Consider the following 17657-nt stretch of genomic DNA (forward strand, 5'->3'; position numbering starts at 1 on the left):
TGCCGGTCGACCAGAAGTCGGCGATTCGTTCGTCACCGGACGGTCGATTCTTCCGTTCGGTACCGGGCCGGATAGTCCCGATATCTCTGGATAGAGAGCCTCCAGGCGGCAATAACCAACTGGTTTGGCACCGATGATTTAGCGGTCGTCGCCGAAGAAAGAATTGTACTATGGCACAACCAGGTCCGGAGAGCGTCTGGCTGTGGATCGGTACCGCACTGATGGCTCTGGGAACCTTGGCGTTCCTCGCGATGGGGTGGACGGAGGACGAGTCGAAGCAACAGGAGTTCTACATCATCACCATCTTCGTCCCGGCCATCGCCGCGGTCTCGTACTTCTCGATGGCCACGGGGTTCGGACTGACGGAGGTCGTCGTCGACGGGGCGGTCCTCGACATCTACTGGGCCCGCTACGCCGACTGGCTGTTCACGACCCCGCTGTTGTTGCTCGACCTGGCGCTTCTGGCCGGCGCCGATCGGAACACCATCTGGACGCTCGTCGGGCTCGACGTCGGGATGATCGTCACCGGCCTCGTCGCCGCGTTGACCACCGCCAGCCCGGGACTGCGGATCGCCTGGTGGGGCATCAGCACCGGCTTCTTCCTGGTCCTCCTGGTCGTGCTGGTCAGCCGCCTGACCGGGCAGGCGGCAAACCGGCCCGGTGACGTGGGCAACCTGTTCGGGACCCTCAGGAACGTGGTGATCGTGCTCTGGACGGCCTACCCGATCGTGTGGCTCGTCGGCACCGAGGGCCTCGGCCTCGTCCCGCTGTACTGGGAGACGGCCGCGTTCATGGTGCTCGACGTCTCCGCCAAGGTCGGCTTCGGTTTCATCCTGCTCCGGAGCCGGAGCGTCCTCGATCAGGCCACGGTCCGCGAACCGGAGGCCGTCGCGGCGGACTGAGCCCCGACCGACTGCGGGTTTTCGTCCCCGACACCGGCCCTTCGAACTCACACGAACGCCTAACCGTGCCGCCCCGGATACCCCCTGCATGATTCGATCCGGCGCCCAGGTCCCCGCGGAGGCGATCCCGGATGAGTGACGGCGTCGTCCTCGCCGCGCTCACCTACCTGGAGTTTCACCTCCTGTTCGTCCTGCCGCCACTGGTGGCGCTGTTGCTCGCCGCAGGCCCGGCGGAGCGACCCTACGCCGGCCCCCTCGGCGTCACGCTGCTCGCCGTCATCGCCGTCGTCTACACCACGCCCTGGGACAACCACCTGATCGCCACCGGCGTCTGGAGCTACGGCGCGGGCGCGGTCAGTACCCGCCTCTGGCACGCGCCGATCGAGGAGTACCTCTTCTTCGTCCTCCAGCCGCTCCTGACTGGACTCTGGCTGGCGCGGCTCCCCACCGCGAGCGACCGCGAGTTCGGGATCGGCCTCGGACAGCGGGCCCTCGGACTCCTCGGCGGGGGAGTCGTGGCAGCGCTCGGGCTCGCGTTCCTCGGCGAGTCGACCTACTACCTCGGGACCCTGCTGCTGTGGGCCAGTCCGGTCCTCGCCATCCAGTGGGCCTTCGGCTGGCCCGTCCTCTGGGAGCGCCGGCGCACGCTCGCGCTGGGCGTCGGGGTCCCCACCCTCTACCTCTGTGCCGCGGATCGGATCGCGATCGAACTCGGGATCTGGACCTTCGACGCGGCCTACATGACCGGCCTCTCACTGCTCGGCCTCCCGATCGAGGAGATCCTCTTCTTCGCGCTGACGAACCTCTTCCTCGTCCAGGGCCTGCTCCTGTTCTGGTGGGTGACCGACCGCTGGGACCGCGTCCGAGCGCGCTGGGACCGCGAGGTCCCGGTCTGACCGTGTCCCCCGCCAGTGGCACCCTCGACCTCGATCCCGCCGTCCGGGAGACCCTCGTTCGGGCCGTCCTCCGACCCTCGTGGATCGCCGTCGTCGCACTGACCGTTCCCTTCGCCCTCGGCCTCTCGGTCCCGCCGATTCTCCAGTACGTCCCGCTGGCCGCGAGCGTCCTCGTGCTGGGCCTACCCCACGGCGCCGTCGACCACCTCGCGCTCCCGCGCGTCCGTGGCGAGCGCCCGACCCTTCGCTCGATGAATCGCGTGTTCGTCCTCTACGGCGTCCTCGGGGCGGCCTACGCCGCCGTCTGGTTCCTGGCACCCGCGGTCGCGTTCGTCTCCTTCATCCTCCTGACGTGGGCGCACTGGGGCCAGGGCGACCTGTACTCGCTGCTCGCGTTCACCGACGCCGATTACCTCGACGGACGACCGATGCGGGCGCTCGCGGTCGTCGTCCGCGGCGGACTGCCGATGCTCGTCCCCCTGCTCGCCTTCCCGGAGTGGTACCGCCGGGTCGCGACGGCGCTCGTCTCGCTGTTCGCCCCCGACTCGGTCGCCGGCCTCGCCGCGGTCTTCCGCCCCGAAACGCGACTCCTCCTCGGCGTCGCCTACGCCGCCGTCCTCATCGCCTATCTCGCGCTGGCAGTCGTCCGGACCGACGATCGACCCGCGTGGGCCGTCGACGCCGGCGAGGTCCTGTTGCTCGTGGCCTTCTTCGCGCTCGTCCCGCCGCTCCTGGCCGTCGGCGTCTACTTCTGCCTCTGGCACTCCGCTCGCCACGTCGCCAGACTGCTCACCGTGGAACCGGGTTCCGCGTCCGCGCTCGCTCGGGGGCGCCTCCGGCCGGGAGTGGTCCAGTTCGCGAGAGACGCGACGCCTTTGACCATCGGCGCGCTCGCGCTGCTCGCCGGGTTCGCGCTGCTCGTCCCGAATCCCCCCGCGGACCTGCTCGGCTGGCTCGGGCTCTACCTCGTCCTGATCGCGGCGCTGACGCTCCCGCACGTCGTCGTGGTGACGGTCATGGACCGCGAGCAGTCGGTGCTGAGCTGACCGGCGCTCCCCGGCTCGTGACTCACTCCCGGCGGAGCCGTCCGGCGAGCCCGCCTGCGATGCCGGCGAGCGCCGCCAGGACGCCGAGTCCGGCCCCGGTTCGCGGTGTCGACGCAGTCGCCATCGCGTCCGTGGTGGCTTCGCCGGCCGTCTCCGCGCCGGAAGCCGCCGTCGTCGTCGGCGTTCCGGCTGGCGTGCTCGTGCCCGTCTCGACGTCCAGTTCGAAAGTCCCGACGACGCCCGCGTGGTCCGACGGCCACAGCTGATTCGTCTCCCCGTCGCTCCCGTACGCGATCCGGTCGTCCGGTCGGTGGCCCACGCGCTCGACCCCCGTCGGACGGAGGGGACCCCGGTAGAGCAGCCCGTCGATGCGCCGGTCCAGTCGCGACTCGCCGTTCCCGAGATCCGACGCCTGACAGCAGGTGAACCCACCGCCGTCGGGGTTGCGCTCGGCGTAGGCGTCCGTGAGTGAAACCGTCAGGCGGTCGTAGGCACCCGTCGATCCGCCCGGCCCGCTGTTGAAGTCGCCGCCGACGACGACGGGACCCTCCGCGGGTAGCGCCGCCACAAGCTCCTCGGCCTGCTCGGTGCGGACGTCCCCGTCGATCGACTCCAGATGCGTCGAGACGGCAGTGAAGGACGATCCCTCGATCGCCAGATCCGCCCGGCAGTATCCGCGCTGGAGGGAGAGGCCGCCTTCGACCCAGGGTAGCGGGAAGGAGAGAGCCGCCTCGAACCGGGCCGTCTCCGTCGCCTCGACCGCCACGCCGTCACGGACCAGCAGGACGTCCCGGTCCGTGAGCCGGACGTCGGGGCGTCCGTCGTCGGTCTCGGCCGGGAGCTCCACGTCCGTCGTGACCGTCGCCGCCGCTACCTCGTAGTCGAGCCCCCGGTCTTCGAGGGCCGCCTCGATCTCGGCGAGGACGTCGACGACGACGTTCTCGGCCGGTTCGGCCCCCTGGGTGCCGAAATCGCCCGGCCGCTGGGTGCGGAGGACCGCGGCCTCCTGCAGCGCGACGACGTCGGCGCCGGTGGCCGCGATCTCCGCCGCGACGGCGTCGGCCCGGGTGGCCACCCGGTCGGGATCCAGATCGGCGAGGAGGTCGCCGACGGCGGTCCGGAGCCCGTCGAGCGACAGGACCCCGAACAGCCCGGAGAGGTCGGCGCCGAGGTAGACGTTCCGCGTCAGCACGGTCGCCGCGGCTTCCTGAGTGGTGGCCGCCGCCGTCGTCGGCGCGACCGCAGCAGCCGTCGCACCGGCGAGACCCCCCAGCACCGCCCGTCGGGACGGTGACGTGTCGGCGCCCGTCGAACGTGTCATCGCCGAACGGTTCCCGCCGGTGACACCTCAATGTACGGGTCAGTGTGCGACCGTGCGGGGCGGCGTCTAGCGCCGCCGAAGAATCAGATGTAGCCGAGCGCGTCCTCGATGCGGCCCAGTTCCGGGCCGGACGTGTCCTCGCCGACGACGTAGCCCGACTCGTTGGCCAGCAGGCCCGAGCCCACGAGCGGACCGCCGTAGTTGATCGTCCCGATGTCGGCGGGCACGTCCAGCAACTCCTCGAGGAAGTCCAGTTCCTCGTCGGTCGACTTCGGGTGACAGAGCACGCCCCGGTTGGTCGCGACCGCCGCGGTCCCCACCGTGCGGACGCCCGCCAGCGCGCCGCGTTCGACGGGCACGTCGAGTGCGTCCTCGACCGCCTGGACGGCCTCACGCGAGAGGTCCGGATGGACGTACGCGCCGGTGTCGTTGGCCAGGACGACGTTGCCGGCGGCGGTGATCCGCCCCGGCAGTTCGGCGACGGGCAGGTCGACGGCGTCCTCGATCTGGTCGCGTTCGCGCTGGGTGGCGCGGCCGCTGACCAGCAGGCCGTTCTCGTTCCCGGTCGCCAGCGCGCCGACGGTTCCCGAGCCCCCGACGGTGGTCGGCACGGCCGGCACCTCGAGTTCGTCGGCCAGCGCGTCGCGGAGGTCGTCCTCGACGTCGGGTCTGACGAGCACGCAGTCGTCGGTCGCTCTGGCGAAGACGCCGACGTACGCCGAACCAGCGAAGGCCGCGCGGAGCAAAGCTAGGCCGTCTCTGCTTCGACGACGGCCTCGCCCTCTTCCTCGAAGCGGGCGGCCCGAACGCGGAGCTTGCTCGGGGGGCGTTTCTGCCCGCGCTCCCAGACGTCCTCGTTGATCGAGGGGTCGAGTCGGACCTGGTCCGTCTCGACGCTGAAGTTCTTCGCGAGGTGCTCGCGGATCAGCGTCATCGCCTTGCCGGCGCGCTCGTGGATCGGTTCCGCCTTCACGTCTCGGAGCGGGACGGTGACGACCCGCTCCTCGAAATCACTCGCGCTCATTATTCGTCGGTGTCGCTGTTGCGCCAGCTACGGCGCTTGGGGTTGCGCTGGACGTCGCGGTCGGTCTTCAGCATGACCCACGCCGGAATTCGGGCGTTCTGGCGGTCCTTCTTGGCGAGGCGCTTTTTCTTGGCCTTCGACTTCTTACCCATAGTGCCAGCCTCTACCCCGTCGGCGCTTAAATTTGTGTTCTTTCCGACCCACCTTTTTTCACGGGGGCCTCGCGCTCGCCACAGGCGAGCGCTCGACCCCCGCCAAAAAATCTGGACCAAAAAAGGCCGAGCGCTCGCACCGGAAGACTCGCTTCGCTCGTCTTCCAAGCTCCCGTTCGCTTCGCTCACGAGAACTCCGCTCGCGCTCGGTACAATAACTTGACCGCAACCGCCGCCGCACCAAATTGCCTTCATCCAAGGAACGCCAGCGGCACCATCACCGCGAACCCGACGAGAAGGCCGGCGGCCAGTTCCCGGTAGCCCTTCCCCGGGAGCCCGCGCCCGCGGTCGACGGCCTCCGGGATGAACTCCGTGACGACGAGGAAGATCATCGCGCCGGCGGCGAACCCGAACCCGGCAGGCAGGAACTCCCGGGCGATCCGCACGAAGTAGAAGGCCAGCACTGCGCCGATGGGCTGGGGAAGGCTCGAGAACACCGCCCACCAGACCATCTTTGGCTCGGAGACGCCCATCGACCTGAGTGGGATGGAGATGGCCAGCCCCTCCGGGATGTTGTGGATCGAGATCGCGACGGTCATGAACACCGCCAGGAGCGGGACGACGAAGGGCCCGAACGCGAACCCGCCCGCGAGGTTCAACTCGGCGAAGGACACGCCGACCGCGACCCCCTCCGGAAAGCTGTGGACCGTCAGAATGCCGAGGATCAGGACCAGTTTCTGGAAGTCCGCTTCCTCGTACTCCTGCGGGTCGAAGTGGTGGTCCGAGATGAGCCGGTTCGCGACGAGGACGAGGACGACCCCCGCCGCGAGCCCGCCGGCCACCAACCAGTAATCGCCCGCCCCCTCGGCCTCCGAGAGGCCCTCGAGGATCAACCCGAACGTCGACGCCGAAACCATGATCCCCGACGCCAGCCCCCAGAGCACGACCTGCAGCCGGTCGCTCACCTCGTCGATGACGAAGAAGGGCAGCGCGCCCAGACCCGTGGCAAGCGCCGTCACCAGCCCCGCGACGAACACCAGCGTCAGATTCGCCAGCGTGCCCATGATCCCGCTTGGGCGCTACGTGTCTTAAGAATTGTCACTAACCTGATTGTTTTTGGGCGACCTAGACGGGCCGACTACAGTTCCTCCAGTTCCGTCTCGCCGTCGGGCGTCCGGTAGGTGGCGAGGACCTCCCGCTCGGCGTCGGCGGCGTCGACCTCCTTGTCGACCGCGTAGATCGTACAGGTCGCGTCCTCGCGCGTGAACTCGACGACGGCGTAGCCGTGCTGTTGCCAGTTGACGAACTCCAGGTGGTCGTTCTGGGACTCGACGAGCGACGCGACGAGTTCGTCGTCGACCGCAGACGGGAGATCGGTCGAGTAGACGAGCTTGCGGCTGGTGACCGACGGCGTCATGAACTCGACGCCGACCCGGTCGTACCCCCATTGCCAGTCGATCTGGCCGTACCCGTCCATGAGGTAGCCGGCCATCGACGCGTGCAGGTCGCCGGTCAGCGTCACGAAGTTGCGCGGGTCGGCCGCCGAGAGGAGTTGCAGCAGCTCCCAGCGCTCGTACTGGTAGCCGTCCCACGAGTCGAGAACCAGTTCGAGCGAGTACCAGTCCTCGCCGACGGTCAGCGGCATCGTCATCACCTCGTTGGCCCAGACCGTCCAGACCGCCTCCGAGCCGCGGATCCACTCCTCGAAGTACGACTTCTGCTCGCTCCCGAGCATCGTCCGGTCGGGCGCCTCCTCCTCGTCGCAGAACGTCAGGCGCTCCCCGTCACACGGCGGGCCGTCGCGGTAGAGGCGCTCGTCGGTGACCGAGAGGTCCACCAGGTCGCCGAACTGGAGGTCACGCCACAGCTGTAACTGTTCGTGGATGTGCGACGCCGACGGGTCGTACGCCACTCTGGCCGGGACGTACTCGATCCAAGCCTGGATGCCGTCGGCGGTGACCGTCGTGGCGAACTCGGGGTCGTCGCCCCGCTCCTTGTCGGGCAGCACGGGCGCGCCGGCCGCCGAGTCCCAGTAGCGGTCGTTACCGATCTCGTGGTCGTCCCAGCCGTGGATCACCGTGTGGTTCCGCAGTCCTTCCTGCAGGAGCGAGTCGCCCCGATACTGGCGGTAGAGATAGCGGAAATCAGCCAGCGTCTCCGCGAGATCGGCCCCGCTGGGCAGGGACAGCTCCCGCCCCTCCCGGATCCCCCGGAGCGACTGCACCCACTGGCCGTCGGCCGACTCGTAGATGAAATCGCCCAGGTGGACGACGAAGTCGACGTCCTCCTCGGCGACGTGGTGGTACGCGCCGTAGTAGCCGTTCTGGTAGTCCTGGCAGGTCAGGACCGCAACGGAGACCTCGTCCGGGCTGGCGTCCGGTGCCGGGAGCGTCCGGCACCGCCCCGTCCGGGAGGCCGTCCCGTCGTAGACGAACCGGTAGTGGTACCGGGTGTCCGCGGCCAGTTCCCCGTCGAGGTCCACCCGGACCGTGTAGTCGTGGACCGGATCGAGCCGGTCGGGGGCGACCGTGCCCTCGTAGACCACGTTCTCGAAGGACTCGTCGGTCGCCACCTGCACGCCCAGCGGTTCGTCGGCGACGTGCGCCGCTGGTGCGACTCGGGTCCAGAGGATCACCCCGCTCGGTGTCGGGCCGCCGCTGGCGATCGACTGCGGATACGTCGCCGCGGGATCGGCCTCGGCGTCCACGGCGAACACGCTCCGGTCGGTGACCGTCGACGCGCGCACCGCGCCGGCGATCTCCCGCTCCGCGAGCGCCGTTGCCAGCCCCCCGGCGGCCGTCGTCGACCCCACGCGTTTCAGAAACCCGCGCCTGTCCGTCTCGTCTCTCCCCGCTCCCTCCCCCATGGGAGCGCCTCGCACTCGCACCCCTTCGACCTATCACAGGATATATACGGGTGTTTTTACGTGTCCGTCTGCCGAGACGAATAGTCGAGCAGCCGGGCGGGCTCCGATCCTCAGAGCGCGAACCGGTCGATCGTCGAATACTCGGGTCCCGCCTCACCGAGGACGCTCTCGGTGAGGCGGACCTCCTCGACGCGCAGGCTCCCGGCGGTCGGATCGCGCTCGCGGACCGCCTCCTGGACCAGTTCCTTGCCGCCGGCGTGGTCCATCCGGGCGATGGTGGCATGCGGCGTGAACTCGTGGTCGTCCGGCTCGAAGCCCAGGTCGACCAGCCGGGGTTCGACGGCCTCGTGCAGCCTGGTCAACTGCTCGCCTCCCGACTCGACGCCCAGCCAGACCACGCTGATGTAGTCCAGCGAGGGGAACACGCCGAGCCCGCCGAACTCGGCGGTGAAGGGGTCGACGCCGGCGTCGGCCACGGCGGCGTCCAGCGCGTCACTGACGGCGTCGACGCGGTCCGGATCGGTGTCGCCGAGGAAGAAGAGGGTGACGTGGGCCTGGTCCGGGTCGGTGACGCGGAGGCCGGACGCGTCCGACAGCAGGTCCTGCACCGCCGCGACGGCGTCGCCGAGGCCGTCGAGGTCGACGCTGACGAACAGGCGCTTTCCCATGGTCGTGGTATCGCGGGCCGGCGCTTGAATCCACCGCCGAGCGCGCCGGGTCGGTCGGGGACGTAGCCCTTAACCGCCTGCCCGTCCAATCCCGTGGTATGACAGATAGAGAGCCCGACGACTACGAGTTCTCGGAGGGGCAGGGGTTCTCGGACCCGTACGACGAGTTCGACCTCGACCCGCCGGAACTGGACGTCGACCCCGACCAGGTCGACCCCGTGGACTCGCGGGCGCTCGCGGACATGCTCGACGAGCGCAACCTCGCGAGCGACCAGGTCGACGCCGAGAAACTGCTCGACGTGGCGCTGTCGTACATGCAGATCAACCGCTTCGAGCAGGCCGCCGACGCCTTCGAGCGGGTCGCCCGCTATTCCGAGGACGAGCGCATCGAACAGGAGGCCTGGGTCAACAAGGGCGCGGCCCACGCCGAACTCGAGGAGTACGACATGGCCATCGGCGCCTACAGGGAGGCCATCGACATCGACGATTCGAGCGAGCACGCCGCCACGGCCGAGACGAACCTGGCCTACTCGCTCTGGGAGTTCGGCCGCACCGAGGAGGCCCTGGAACACGCCGAGCGCGCCGTCGAGATCGACGAGCGCTTCGCCGAAGCCTGGTACAACCGCGGCTTCTTCCTCCTCGAACGGGGCCTCGCCGAGGACGCCCTGAACGCCTTCGACAACGCGATCCGACTGGGCCACCGCAACACCCGCATCCTCGAAGAGAAGGCCCGCGCCCTCGAGGAGATGGGCGAGTTCGACAGGGCAGAGGAGGTCGCCGAGGAGGCTGAGGCAATGCGCGAGGAGGCTGAATCCGACCTCGTCGAACAGCACCAAGAGCGGCAACTCGAATGATCCTCAACGAACGCGACACCGAAGAGGGACTGCTCGTCTCGGTCTGTGACCCCGACGTGCTCGGGGAGACCTTCGAGAACGGCGACGTCTCGCTCACCGTCGAGACGGACTTCTACGAGGGCGAGGAGGTCGACGAGGACGCGGTCGTCGACAGCCTCGCCCGCTGTGCGGTCGCGAACATCGTCGGCACCCACGCCGTCGAGGTGGCCATCGAACACGGCTTCGTCGAGGAGGGTAACGTCCTCGACCTGGGGGAGACGCGCCACGCCCAGCTGTTGCGGATGTAGCGCCCGCCTCGATCTCCGCCCACTTCCCGCCCCTCTCCGCTCCGGCTGAACGCTTTTGTACCCGCCGGGTCCTCCGACGGGCATGCAGATCACCGGCGTCGACCAGTACCACCTCGAACACCAGGCCGAGGGGAGTTTCGAACCGACGTGGATCCCCGGCTACCCGCAGGGCACCCACGAAGTCGAACTGTTCGCCATAGAGACCGACACCGGCCACACCGGCTACGGCGCGATGCCGAGTTTCGCCGGCGGCATGGACTTCTCCGAGCCCCTCTCCTACTTCCTGCTCGGCGAGGATCCCCACGACGTCGAGGGGATCCTCCGGAAACTGGACAGCATCAACCTCGTCGGCCCGCGCCCGTGGGGCGTCGAGATCGCGATGTGGGACCTCATCGGCAAGGACGCCGGCAAACCGATCTACGAACTTCTGGGCGGGACGAGCAGTGAGATCCCGATCTACGCCTCGACGGGGGAAGTCAAGCCGGCCGACGAGCGCATCGACTACCTCGAGGACGTGCTCGAGGCGGGCGTCGGCGCCGTCAAACTCCGGGTCACCGAGCCGGGGCACATCGAGATCGTCCGGGAAGTACGGGAGGCCTACCCGGATCTGCCGCTGATGGTCGACGCGAACAAGGGCTGGGCCGTCCGGGTGATGGAACACGAGCGCCAGTGGTCGTTCCGCGAGGCCCTGGAGTTCGCCCGCGGACTGGAGGACCTCGGAAACGTCCGCTGGCTCGAAGAACCGCTCCCGCGGCACGACTACGAACAGTACGCCCGCCTCCGGGAGGCGGTGGACGTGCCGATCGCCGGCGGGGAGTTCAACGACGGGATCCACCACTTCCGGGAGTTCGTGAAACAGGGTTCACTGGACGTGCTGCAACCCGACGCCGCGCTGGCGACGGGGATCAAGCGCGCGAACGAGGTGGCCGCGATGGCCCGCCAGCACGGCCTGGAGTACGTGCCCCACACATGGACCAACGGAATCGGATTCGTCGCCAACCTGCACGTCATGGCCGCCAACGACTCGCCGTGGTGCGAGTTCCCGATGGAGCCCCCGTGGACGCCCGACGTGCGCGACTTCCTGCTCACCGAGACCGTCGACCACGAGGACGGCGTCGTCACCCCACCGGAGGGGCCGGGGCTGGGCGTCGAGATCGACGAGTCGCTGCTGGAGTGAGCGCGGCGCGGCCGGCACACGGCACTCGTGACCGTGCCACAGGGGCGACGAGAAGCGTAAGTGAGAGGGGCCTCGGCGGGTTCTCCCGAGGCGATGAGTGAGTTCGCCTTCACGACGAGGATCCCGATCCGCTATCGCGACATCGATCCCTGGGACCACGTCAACAACGCCGTCTTCGCGACGTATCTGGAGGAAGCGCGCAGCGAGTACCTCGATACGGCCTTCGACGAGGAACTCGGGACGCGCAACTTCGTGCTGGTCAACCTCGAACTCGACTACCACGCCCCCGTCACCTACGACGAAGCGGGTGTCGAGGTGGCCGTCCGGACCAGCGCCATCGGCGAGTCGAGCCTGACGCTGGCCTACGAGGTCCGGGACGGCGACACCGTCGCGGCGACGGGCGAGACGACGATGGTCGCGATGGACGACGACGGGGCACCCAGGGCCGTTCCCGAGGAGTGGCGCGCGGCCATCGAGGCCTTCGAACCCGAACTCGCCTGACTGCCGCGACCCCGTCCTCGCCGGGCGGACGTAACCGATCGCGGCTAGTTCTCGGCGACTGGACCGAAGGAGTGTTGGGTCCGGAACCCTTCCGTACCGACAATGGGAACCCCTGAGTCAGCGCCGCTCGCCGTCGAACGCGTCCGGTCGGACTTCCCCATCCTGGAGCGGGAGTTCGACGGGACGCCGCTCGTCTATCTCGACAACGCGGCGACGAGCCAGACGCCCGAACCGGTCGTCGACGCCATCGTCGACTACTACCACCGGTACAACGCGAACGTCCACCGCGGCCTCCACACGCTCTCACAGGAGGCCTCGATCGCCTACGAGGACGCCCACGACCGCGTCGCCGAGTTCATCGGCGCCTCCGGCGGCCGCGAGGAGATCGTCTTCACGAAAAACGCCACCGAGGCGATGAACACCGTCGCCTACGCCTGGGGCCTCGCGGAACTGGGGCCTGGCGACGAGGTCGTCCTCACGGAGATGGAACACCACGCCGCCCTCGTGACCTGGCAACAGATCGCGAAGAAGACCGGCGCGACGGTCCGGTACATCCGCGTCGACGAGGACGGCTACCTCGACATGGACCACGCTCGCGAACTCATCGGCCCCGACACCGCGATGGTCAGCGTCGTCCACGTCTCCAACACCCTCGGTACCGTGAACCCCGTCTCGGAACTGGCCGATATCGCCCACGAAGAGGACGCCCTCATCTTCGTCGACGGCGCGCAGTCAGTCCCGCACATGCCCGTCGACGTGGAAGAGATCGACGCCGACTTCTTCGCCTTCTCGGGCCACAAGATGTGCGGTCCCACGGGGATCGGCGTCCTCTACGGGAAAGAGCGCCTGCTCGAGGCGATGCAGCCGTACCACTACGGCGGCATGATGATCGAGAAGGTCACCTTCGAGGACTCGACCTGGCACGAACTCCCCTGGAAGTTCGAGGCCGGCACGCCCGTCATCGCCCAGGGGATCGCGCTCGCGGAAGCCTGCGACTACCTCGACGACATCGGGATGGAGAACGTCGAGCGCCACGGCGAACAGCTGGCCGAGTACGCCCACGAACGGCTCCAGGAGTTCGAGGGCGTCCAGATCCTCGGCCCGCCGGGCGACGACCGCGGTGCGCTGGTCTCGTTCAACCTCGAGAACGTCCACGCCCACGACATCTCCGAGATCCTCAACGAGTACGGCGTCGCGGTCCGGGCCGGCGACCACTGCACCCAGCCCCTGCACGACAAGCTCGGCGTCCCCGCTTCCGCCAGAGGGTCGTTCTACATTTACAACACCGAGGAAGAGGTCGACGTGATGATCGAGGCGCTCGAGGCGGCCCAGGACCTGTTCGCCTGAGCCAAGCATCCGCGCGAACGCAGTGAGCGCGGTTCGCCGTCAGAGCAAGGCTCTGACGAGCCCTCCTTCGTTCCCTGCGGTCACTCACGAGGACACCGGACGCGAGCCGACGGCTCGCGTCCGGCCTTTTTCGCCCACGTTTTTCGACGAGAGGTGACGAGCGGAGCGAGTCACCCGAGGAGAAAAAGGTGGGGCAGCACCAGGAATCGCAGAATCCAGAGCGCGCCCATCCCGACGGCCATCGTCGCGAGTACGTTCTCGGTACGCCAGGCGACGCCGGCCGCGAGAGCGCCCGCGAGGAGTTTGTCCACGGCGAGGTCGCCGGCGCCGGGCTGGATCGTGACGAACGCCGGGAGCACCAGCCCCGCGAGGACGGCGGCGGGGACGTAGCGGAGCAGGCGGGCCACCCACGGCGGAATCTCGTCGAGGTAGCCGAAGAGGGCGATGAAGGAGAGCCGGATCCCGTAGGTCGCGAGGCCGATGACGACGATGACGATCCAGATCGCGGGATCGCCGTAGCTAGTGGCCACGGCTCGCCTCCACGTCGAGGTATCGCTCGGAGACCACTCCGGCCGCGACGCCGAGGCTCGCGCCCACGAGCAACCCGAGGTTGAGCGGGAGGCCGGCGCCGAGGACGGCGACGGCGCCGCCGGTGATCCCGGCGAGGGTAGTCGGCCCGTCCTCCATCGTCGGGACGAGCAGCGCGAGAAAGACGAGCGGGACGGTGAACTCGAGGCCCCAGGCCGCCGGGACGCCGGTACCGAGCAGAACGCCGGCGACGGTCGCGATCTGCCAGACGAGCCAGATGGTGCCGCCGACGGCGAAGTAGTACGTCGCGCGGTCGACCGAACCTTCCGCGCGGTAGCCGGCGATCGTCACGGCGTAGGCCTGATCGGTCAGGAAGTACGCCAGACCGGCCTTCACGCGGCCGGCAAAGGAGCGGAAGTACGGGGCGATCGAGGCCGAGTACATCAACATTCGGAGGTTGATGACGACGGCGGTGACCACGACCACCGAGAGCGGTGCGTCGCGGCCGAGCAGGTCCAGCGCGGCGAGCTGTGACGCGCCGGCGAAGACGATGACCGACATCCCGACCGCCTGCGAGAGGTCGAGGCCGGCGTTCGCCGCGGCGATGCCCGCGACGATGGCGAACGGGAGGATGCCCAGCAGGATGGGCGTCGCGTCCCGGACGCCGCGGCGGAAGTCTGCGCGGTTCATAGCCACGGATCGGGAGCCTCTGGTTTACGAGTGGCTATCTGCTCGATGGGCGCGCTCGACGGACGCTCGGGTCGCCGGCGCGTCACTCGGTGGCCCCGTCTCCCCGCGAGGAGAGCGCCCACAGGAGGATCAACAGACCCTCGATCCGCGCGACGGTGTAGACCCAGGACCGGAGTTCGACGTCGCTGTCCGGGGTGACCGCGAGGTCCATCATCGCGTCGACGAATTTGCGGGGTGCGAGCAGTTCGAGGAGGCCGAACGCGGCCAGCAGGAGGCGGAGTGCCATACTCGTTCTTGGAACTGCGCGGACATAACGATTCACCCGAAACGCGGGCATCCGCGGCCGAAACAGGTGACGCGGAACGCTTATCCGCCGGACGCGCCTACTTCGGGCCAACAATGGTCGGCGGCTCCGATATGTACCGGCAGCAGATCCTCGATCACTACAAGAGCCCGCGCAACTACGGTGAAATGGAGGATCCCACGTTCACGCACGTCGGCGAGAACCCGATGTGCGGCGACACCATCGAGATGCAGGTGCGCCTCGACGACGACGAAGAGGAGATCGAGTACGTCGCCTTCCAGGGCGACGGCTGCGCCATCTCCCAGGCCTCGGCGTCGATGCTCTCCGAGAAGCTCCAGGGGACGACGATCGAGGAACTCCACGAGATGGACCGCGACGACGTCGTCGACATGCTCGGCGTCGACATCTCCCCGATGCGCATCAAATGTGCCGTGCTGGCCGAGAAGGTGGCCCAGGACGGCGCCGACATCTACTTCGGCGAACTGGACGTCGACAAGACGACGACCGAAGACGACGAGTAGCCGGGCGAGTGCGGGTTTTCCGGATCAGTCCCGACAGGGATAGCGGATGGTGACGGCGGTGCCGTTCTCGTCGTTCTCGGTGACGGCGACGTGGCCGCCGACGCGCTCGACGGCCAGGCGGACCATCCAGAGGCCGAGGCCGGTGCCGTGGACGAGTGGGGTAGTCTCGTCGTCGCGTAGCGCCAGCAGTTCGCTCTCGGGGATCGGGGGGCCGTCGTCGGTGACGGTGAGTTTGACCCAGGGTTCGTCCGGAGGGACGCCGACGGTGACGACCACCTCGGGGTCCTCGGCCTCGGCGTGGCGGATGGCGTTGCTGCAGAGTTCCGTCAGCGCGAGTTCGACTTCGGGGCGGATCGTGGCGACCCCTTCGGAGGGGCGCAGGACGTGGACGCGGGCGGCGGGGTAGCGCTGGTTGAGGTCGGCCTCGACGCGTTCGAGGACGGTGGCCAGGTCGGCGGGTCGCCACCCCTGCTCGGGGGAGAGGACCTGGCGGATGCGCTGGACCTTCTCGACGAGGCGATCCCAGCGCTCGGCGATCTCGCGGACCTTCTGGGCCGAGTCGCGCTCGCTCTCGTCCATCGCGTCGGCGAGCAGGCGGGCGTGGCTGAGCACGACCGTCATGTCGTTGCGGAGGTTGTGCCGGAGCAGGCGATTGAGGACGGTCGCCTGCCGGCGGCGCTGCTCGCGCATCGTGATGTCGACGAACAGGATGCGGGCGCCAACGATGGCGTCGTCGGCGTCCGTACGCGGGACCGCGCGGACGAGGGTGTGGACGACCGTGCCGTCGGCACAGACGAGTTTGCGCCGGCGGGTGACGGTCTCGTCGTCGGGGGCGGCCAGGCTGTCGCAGCCGTCCATCGCCGCCGCCGACTCGGGTGTGTAGACGTCGGCCAGCGGGCGCCCGAGCAACGCCTCCCGGTCGTAGCCCAGCGTCTCGACGAACCGCTCGTTACAGGTGTCGAGGACCGCCTGCCCGTCCTCCTTCCGCGTGTGGACGTACATCACTGGCAGGTCCTCCAGCAAGCACTGCCACTCCCCCGCGTCGTCGGCCCCCTGTGACATCGTCACAGGTTGTTTTCGAGTACTATTATTTGAAACCACCGCGGATTTCGGGCCTCGTGAACCCCCCAATCGGGCGATTCCTGTTACTTCAGGATCACGATCGGCGGGCGGGCCGCGCGAGCCGTCCGGGGAGTCGAAACCGCCCCACTTTTGCGCCGGCGAGCCGTCGTGGCCGGTAATGGCGACTCTCGACCTCGAACTCGGCGGTCCGCAGACGGTCCCCGAGGCGGCCGACGACGGCGTCTGGCTGACCTGTATCGAATGCGGCGAGACGTTCGCGCCCTTCGACGACGTCCGCTACACCTGCGACGACTGCGACGGGTTGCTGGAGGCCCGCTACGCCGACGCGCCGACCTTCGACGACTTCGAGGGCCGTGGCGTCTGGCGCTACAGTTCCGCGCTGCCGTTCGAGGAGGGCGTGACGCTCCCCGAGGGCGACACGCCGCTGCACTACGTCCCCGACCTGGAAGACGACATCGGTGTCCGCAACCTCCGGATCAAACACGAGGGGATGAACCCCACCGGCTCGTTCAAGGACCGCGGGATGACGGTGGGCGTCCGCGTCGCCGAGGAGGTCGGCGTCGACCGGCTCGCCTGCGCCTCGACGGGCAACACGAGCGCGGCGCTGGCCGCCTACGGCGCCCGGGCCAACCTCGAAACCCTCGTCCTCCTCCCCGCCGGCAAGGTCGCCGCCGGGAAGGTCGCGCAGGCCAGTTTGCACGGCGCCCGCATCCTCGAGGTCGACGGCAACTTCGACTCCTGTCTCGACATCGTGCAGGACCTGGCGAGCCGCGGGGAGGCCTACCTCCTGAACTCGCTGAACCCCTTCCGCCTGGAGGGCCAGAAGACGATCGGCTTCGAGATCCTCGAGCGGTTCTACGAGGACGAGGGCCGCTTCCCCGACCGGATCGTCCTCCCGGTCGGCAACGCGGGCAACACCGCGGCGCTGTACAAGGCCTTCCGCGAACTCGTCCGGAGCGGCGAACTCGCGCCGGGCGACGTCCCCAAACTCACGGGCGTCCAGGCCGAGGGCGCCGCGCCCATGGTCGAGGCCATCGAGAAGGGCTGGGAAGACACCGAGCGCTGGGAGGACGTCGAGACCCGCGCGACCGCGATCCGCATCGGGAACCCCGTCAACGCCCCGAAGGCGCTGCCCGGGATCCGCAACACGAACGGAACCGCAGTGGCCGTCTCCGACGAGCGGATCACCGAGGCCCAGCGCGACCTGGCCGAAGAGGGCGTCGGCGTCGAACCCGCCTCGGCCGCCTCGGTCGCTGGCCTCCGAAAGCTCCGCGAGGCCGGCGAGATCGACGCCGGCGAGGACGTCGTCTGCCTGACGACCGGCCACCTCCTCAAGGACCCCGACGCCGCCGCCGAGGCCGGCGCGGACCCCGAACCCGTCCCCAACGACACGGACAAAGTGCTCGATCACCTCGCGGGCAAGCCCGTGAGCACCGACGGCCGCGGCCTGCTCCGGAAGGTGCTGGGCGCGGTCCGGTAACTGGTCCTGA

General features: G+C 68.9%; 21 protein-coding genes. 10 read left to right on the forward strand and 11 right to left on the reverse strand.

The window, feature by feature from the left end; all coding sequences use genetic code 11:
- The first annotated feature begins 170 nt into the window (after positions 1–170).
- The 3 genes from U5918_RS09475 to U5918_RS09485 all read left to right on the forward strand — a co-directional run bounded on the left by U5918_RS09475 (position 171) and on the right by U5918_RS09485 (position 2844).
- Entirely contained in the window at positions 171–902 is a 732-nt protein-coding gene (locus tag U5918_RS09475; RefSeq protein WP_336001105.1) for a bacteriorhodopsin, read from the forward strand.
- Positions 903–1033: 131 nt separating this feature from the next.
- Positions 1034–1798: a lycopene cyclase domain-containing protein gene (locus tag U5918_RS09480; RefSeq protein ID WP_336001106.1), complete on the forward strand. Its 765-nt coding sequence runs from the start codon at positions 1034–1036 to the stop codon at positions 1796–1798.
- Positions 1799–1800: 2 nt separating this feature from the next.
- On the forward strand, positions 1801–2844 hold the full coding sequence (locus tag U5918_RS09485) for a Brp/Blh family beta-carotene 15,15'-dioxygenase (RefSeq protein ID WP_336001107.1): 1044 nt from the start codon (positions 1801–1803) through the stop codon (positions 2842–2844).
- 22 nt (positions 2845–2866) lie between these two features.
- Here the strand turns inward: U5918_RS09485 and U5918_RS09490 are convergent, their stop codons facing one another.
- From U5918_RS09490 to thpR, 7 genes are all read right to left on the reverse strand, one after another.
- Complete coding sequence (locus U5918_RS09490) at positions 2867–4165, reverse strand: endonuclease/exonuclease/phosphatase family protein (protein ID WP_336001108.1); 1299 nt, start codon at positions 4163–4165, stop codon at positions 2867–2869.
- An 83-nt stretch (positions 4166–4248) separates the two neighbouring features.
- Positions 4249–4911, reverse strand: a complete 663-nt coding sequence (locus U5918_RS09495; protein WP_336001109.1) for a translation initiation factor IF-6 — start codon at positions 4909–4911, stop codon at positions 4249–4251.
- 2 nt (positions 4912–4913) lie between these two features.
- Positions 4914–5189, reverse strand: a complete 276-nt coding sequence (locus U5918_RS09500) for a 50S ribosomal protein L31e (RefSeq protein WP_336001110.1) — start codon at positions 5187–5189, stop codon at positions 4914–4916.
- Positions 5189–5341, reverse strand: coding sequence for a 50S ribosomal protein L39e (locus tag U5918_RS09505; RefSeq protein ID WP_336001111.1), 153 nt, complete (start codon positions 5339–5341; stop codon positions 5189–5191). Before U5918_RS09505 ends, U5918_RS09500 begins: the two co-directional genes overlap by 1 nt.
- Positions 5342–5592: 251 nt before the next feature.
- Entirely contained in the window at positions 5593–6405 is an 813-nt protein-coding gene (locus U5918_RS09510) for a ZIP family metal transporter (protein ID WP_336001112.1), read from the reverse strand.
- Positions 6406–6479: 74 nt separating this feature from the next.
- Positions 6480–8207 (reverse strand): alkaline phosphatase D family protein, encoded by a 1728-nt coding sequence (locus U5918_RS09515; protein ID WP_336001113.1) that lies wholly within the window; start codon positions 8205–8207, stop codon positions 6480–6482.
- A 110-nt stretch (positions 8208–8317) separates the two neighbouring features.
- Positions 8318–8875, reverse strand: a complete 558-nt coding sequence (gene thpR, locus U5918_RS09520; protein WP_336001114.1) for an RNA 2',3'-cyclic phosphodiesterase — start codon at positions 8873–8875, stop codon at positions 8318–8320.
- Between the two features lie 98 nt (positions 8876–8973).
- Here thpR and U5918_RS09525 point away from each other — a divergent pair, with 98 nt between their 5' ends.
- From U5918_RS09525 to U5918_RS09545, 5 genes are all read left to right on the forward strand, one after another.
- Positions 8974–9729, forward strand: coding sequence for a tetratricopeptide repeat protein (locus U5918_RS09525; protein WP_336001115.1), 756 nt, complete (start codon positions 8974–8976; stop codon positions 9727–9729).
- Complete coding sequence (locus U5918_RS09530) at positions 9726–10016, forward strand: DUF424 domain-containing protein (protein WP_336001116.1); 291 nt, start codon at positions 9726–9728, stop codon at positions 10014–10016. Before U5918_RS09525 ends, U5918_RS09530 begins: the two co-directional genes overlap by 4 nt.
- Positions 10017–10098: 82 nt before the next feature.
- Complete coding sequence (locus U5918_RS09535; protein ID WP_336001117.1) at positions 10099–11193, forward strand: mandelate racemase/muconate lactonizing enzyme family protein; 1095 nt, start codon at positions 10099–10101, stop codon at positions 11191–11193.
- 93 nt (positions 11194–11286) lie between these two features.
- The gene (locus tag U5918_RS09540) at positions 11287–11694 is read left to right on the forward strand and encodes an acyl-CoA thioesterase (RefSeq protein WP_336001118.1); all 408 of its coding nucleotides are present in this window, start codon (positions 11287–11289) and stop codon (positions 11692–11694) included.
- Positions 11695–11796: 102 nt separating this feature from the next.
- Positions 11797–13041 (forward strand): aminotransferase class V-fold PLP-dependent enzyme, encoded by a 1245-nt coding sequence (locus U5918_RS09545; RefSeq protein ID WP_336001119.1) that lies wholly within the window; start codon positions 11797–11799, stop codon positions 13039–13041.
- Between the two features lie 170 nt (positions 13042–13211).
- Here the strand turns inward: U5918_RS09545 and U5918_RS09550 are convergent, their stop codons facing one another.
- From U5918_RS09550 to U5918_RS09560, 3 genes are all read right to left on the reverse strand, one after another.
- On the reverse strand, positions 13212–13571 hold the full coding sequence (locus U5918_RS09550; RefSeq protein WP_336001120.1) for an AzlD domain-containing protein: 360 nt from the start codon (positions 13569–13571) through the stop codon (positions 13212–13214).
- Positions 13561–14259, reverse strand: a complete 699-nt coding sequence (locus tag U5918_RS09555; RefSeq protein WP_336001121.1) for an AzlC family ABC transporter permease — start codon at positions 14257–14259, stop codon at positions 13561–13563. The genes U5918_RS09550 and U5918_RS09555 overlap by 11 nt, the downstream gene beginning before the upstream one ends.
- A gap of 82 nt (positions 14260–14341) precedes the next feature.
- Positions 14342–14545: a hypothetical protein gene (locus U5918_RS09560; protein WP_336001122.1), complete on the reverse strand. Its 204-nt coding sequence runs from the start codon at positions 14543–14545 to the stop codon at positions 14342–14344.
- A 113-nt stretch (positions 14546–14658) separates the two neighbouring features.
- On the opposite strand from U5918_RS09560, the gene sufU reads away from it, so the two are divergent.
- Positions 14659–15084: a Fe-S cluster assembly sulfur transfer protein SufU gene (sufU, locus tag U5918_RS09565; RefSeq protein WP_336001123.1), complete on the forward strand. Its 426-nt coding sequence runs from the start codon at positions 14659–14661 to the stop codon at positions 15082–15084.
- Positions 15085–15108: 24 nt separating this feature from the next.
- Here the strand turns inward: sufU and U5918_RS09570 are convergent, their stop codons facing one another.
- On the reverse strand, positions 15109–16146 hold the full coding sequence (locus U5918_RS09570; protein ID WP_336001124.1) for a PAS domain-containing sensor histidine kinase: 1038 nt from the start codon (positions 16144–16146) through the stop codon (positions 15109–15111).
- A gap of 178 nt (positions 16147–16324) precedes the next feature.
- On the opposite strand from U5918_RS09570, the gene thrC reads away from it, so the two are divergent.
- A complete protein-coding gene (thrC, locus tag U5918_RS09575) occupies positions 16325–17647 on the forward strand; it encodes a threonine synthase (RefSeq protein ID WP_336001125.1) in 1323 nt (440 codons plus the stop codon).
- The last annotated feature ends 10 nt before the right edge of the window (positions 17648–17657 follow it).

Source organism: Halorientalis sp. LT38 (assembly GCF_037031225.1).
GTDB lineage: Archaea > Halobacteriota > Halobacteria > Halobacteriales > Haloarculaceae > Halorientalis > Halorientalis halophila.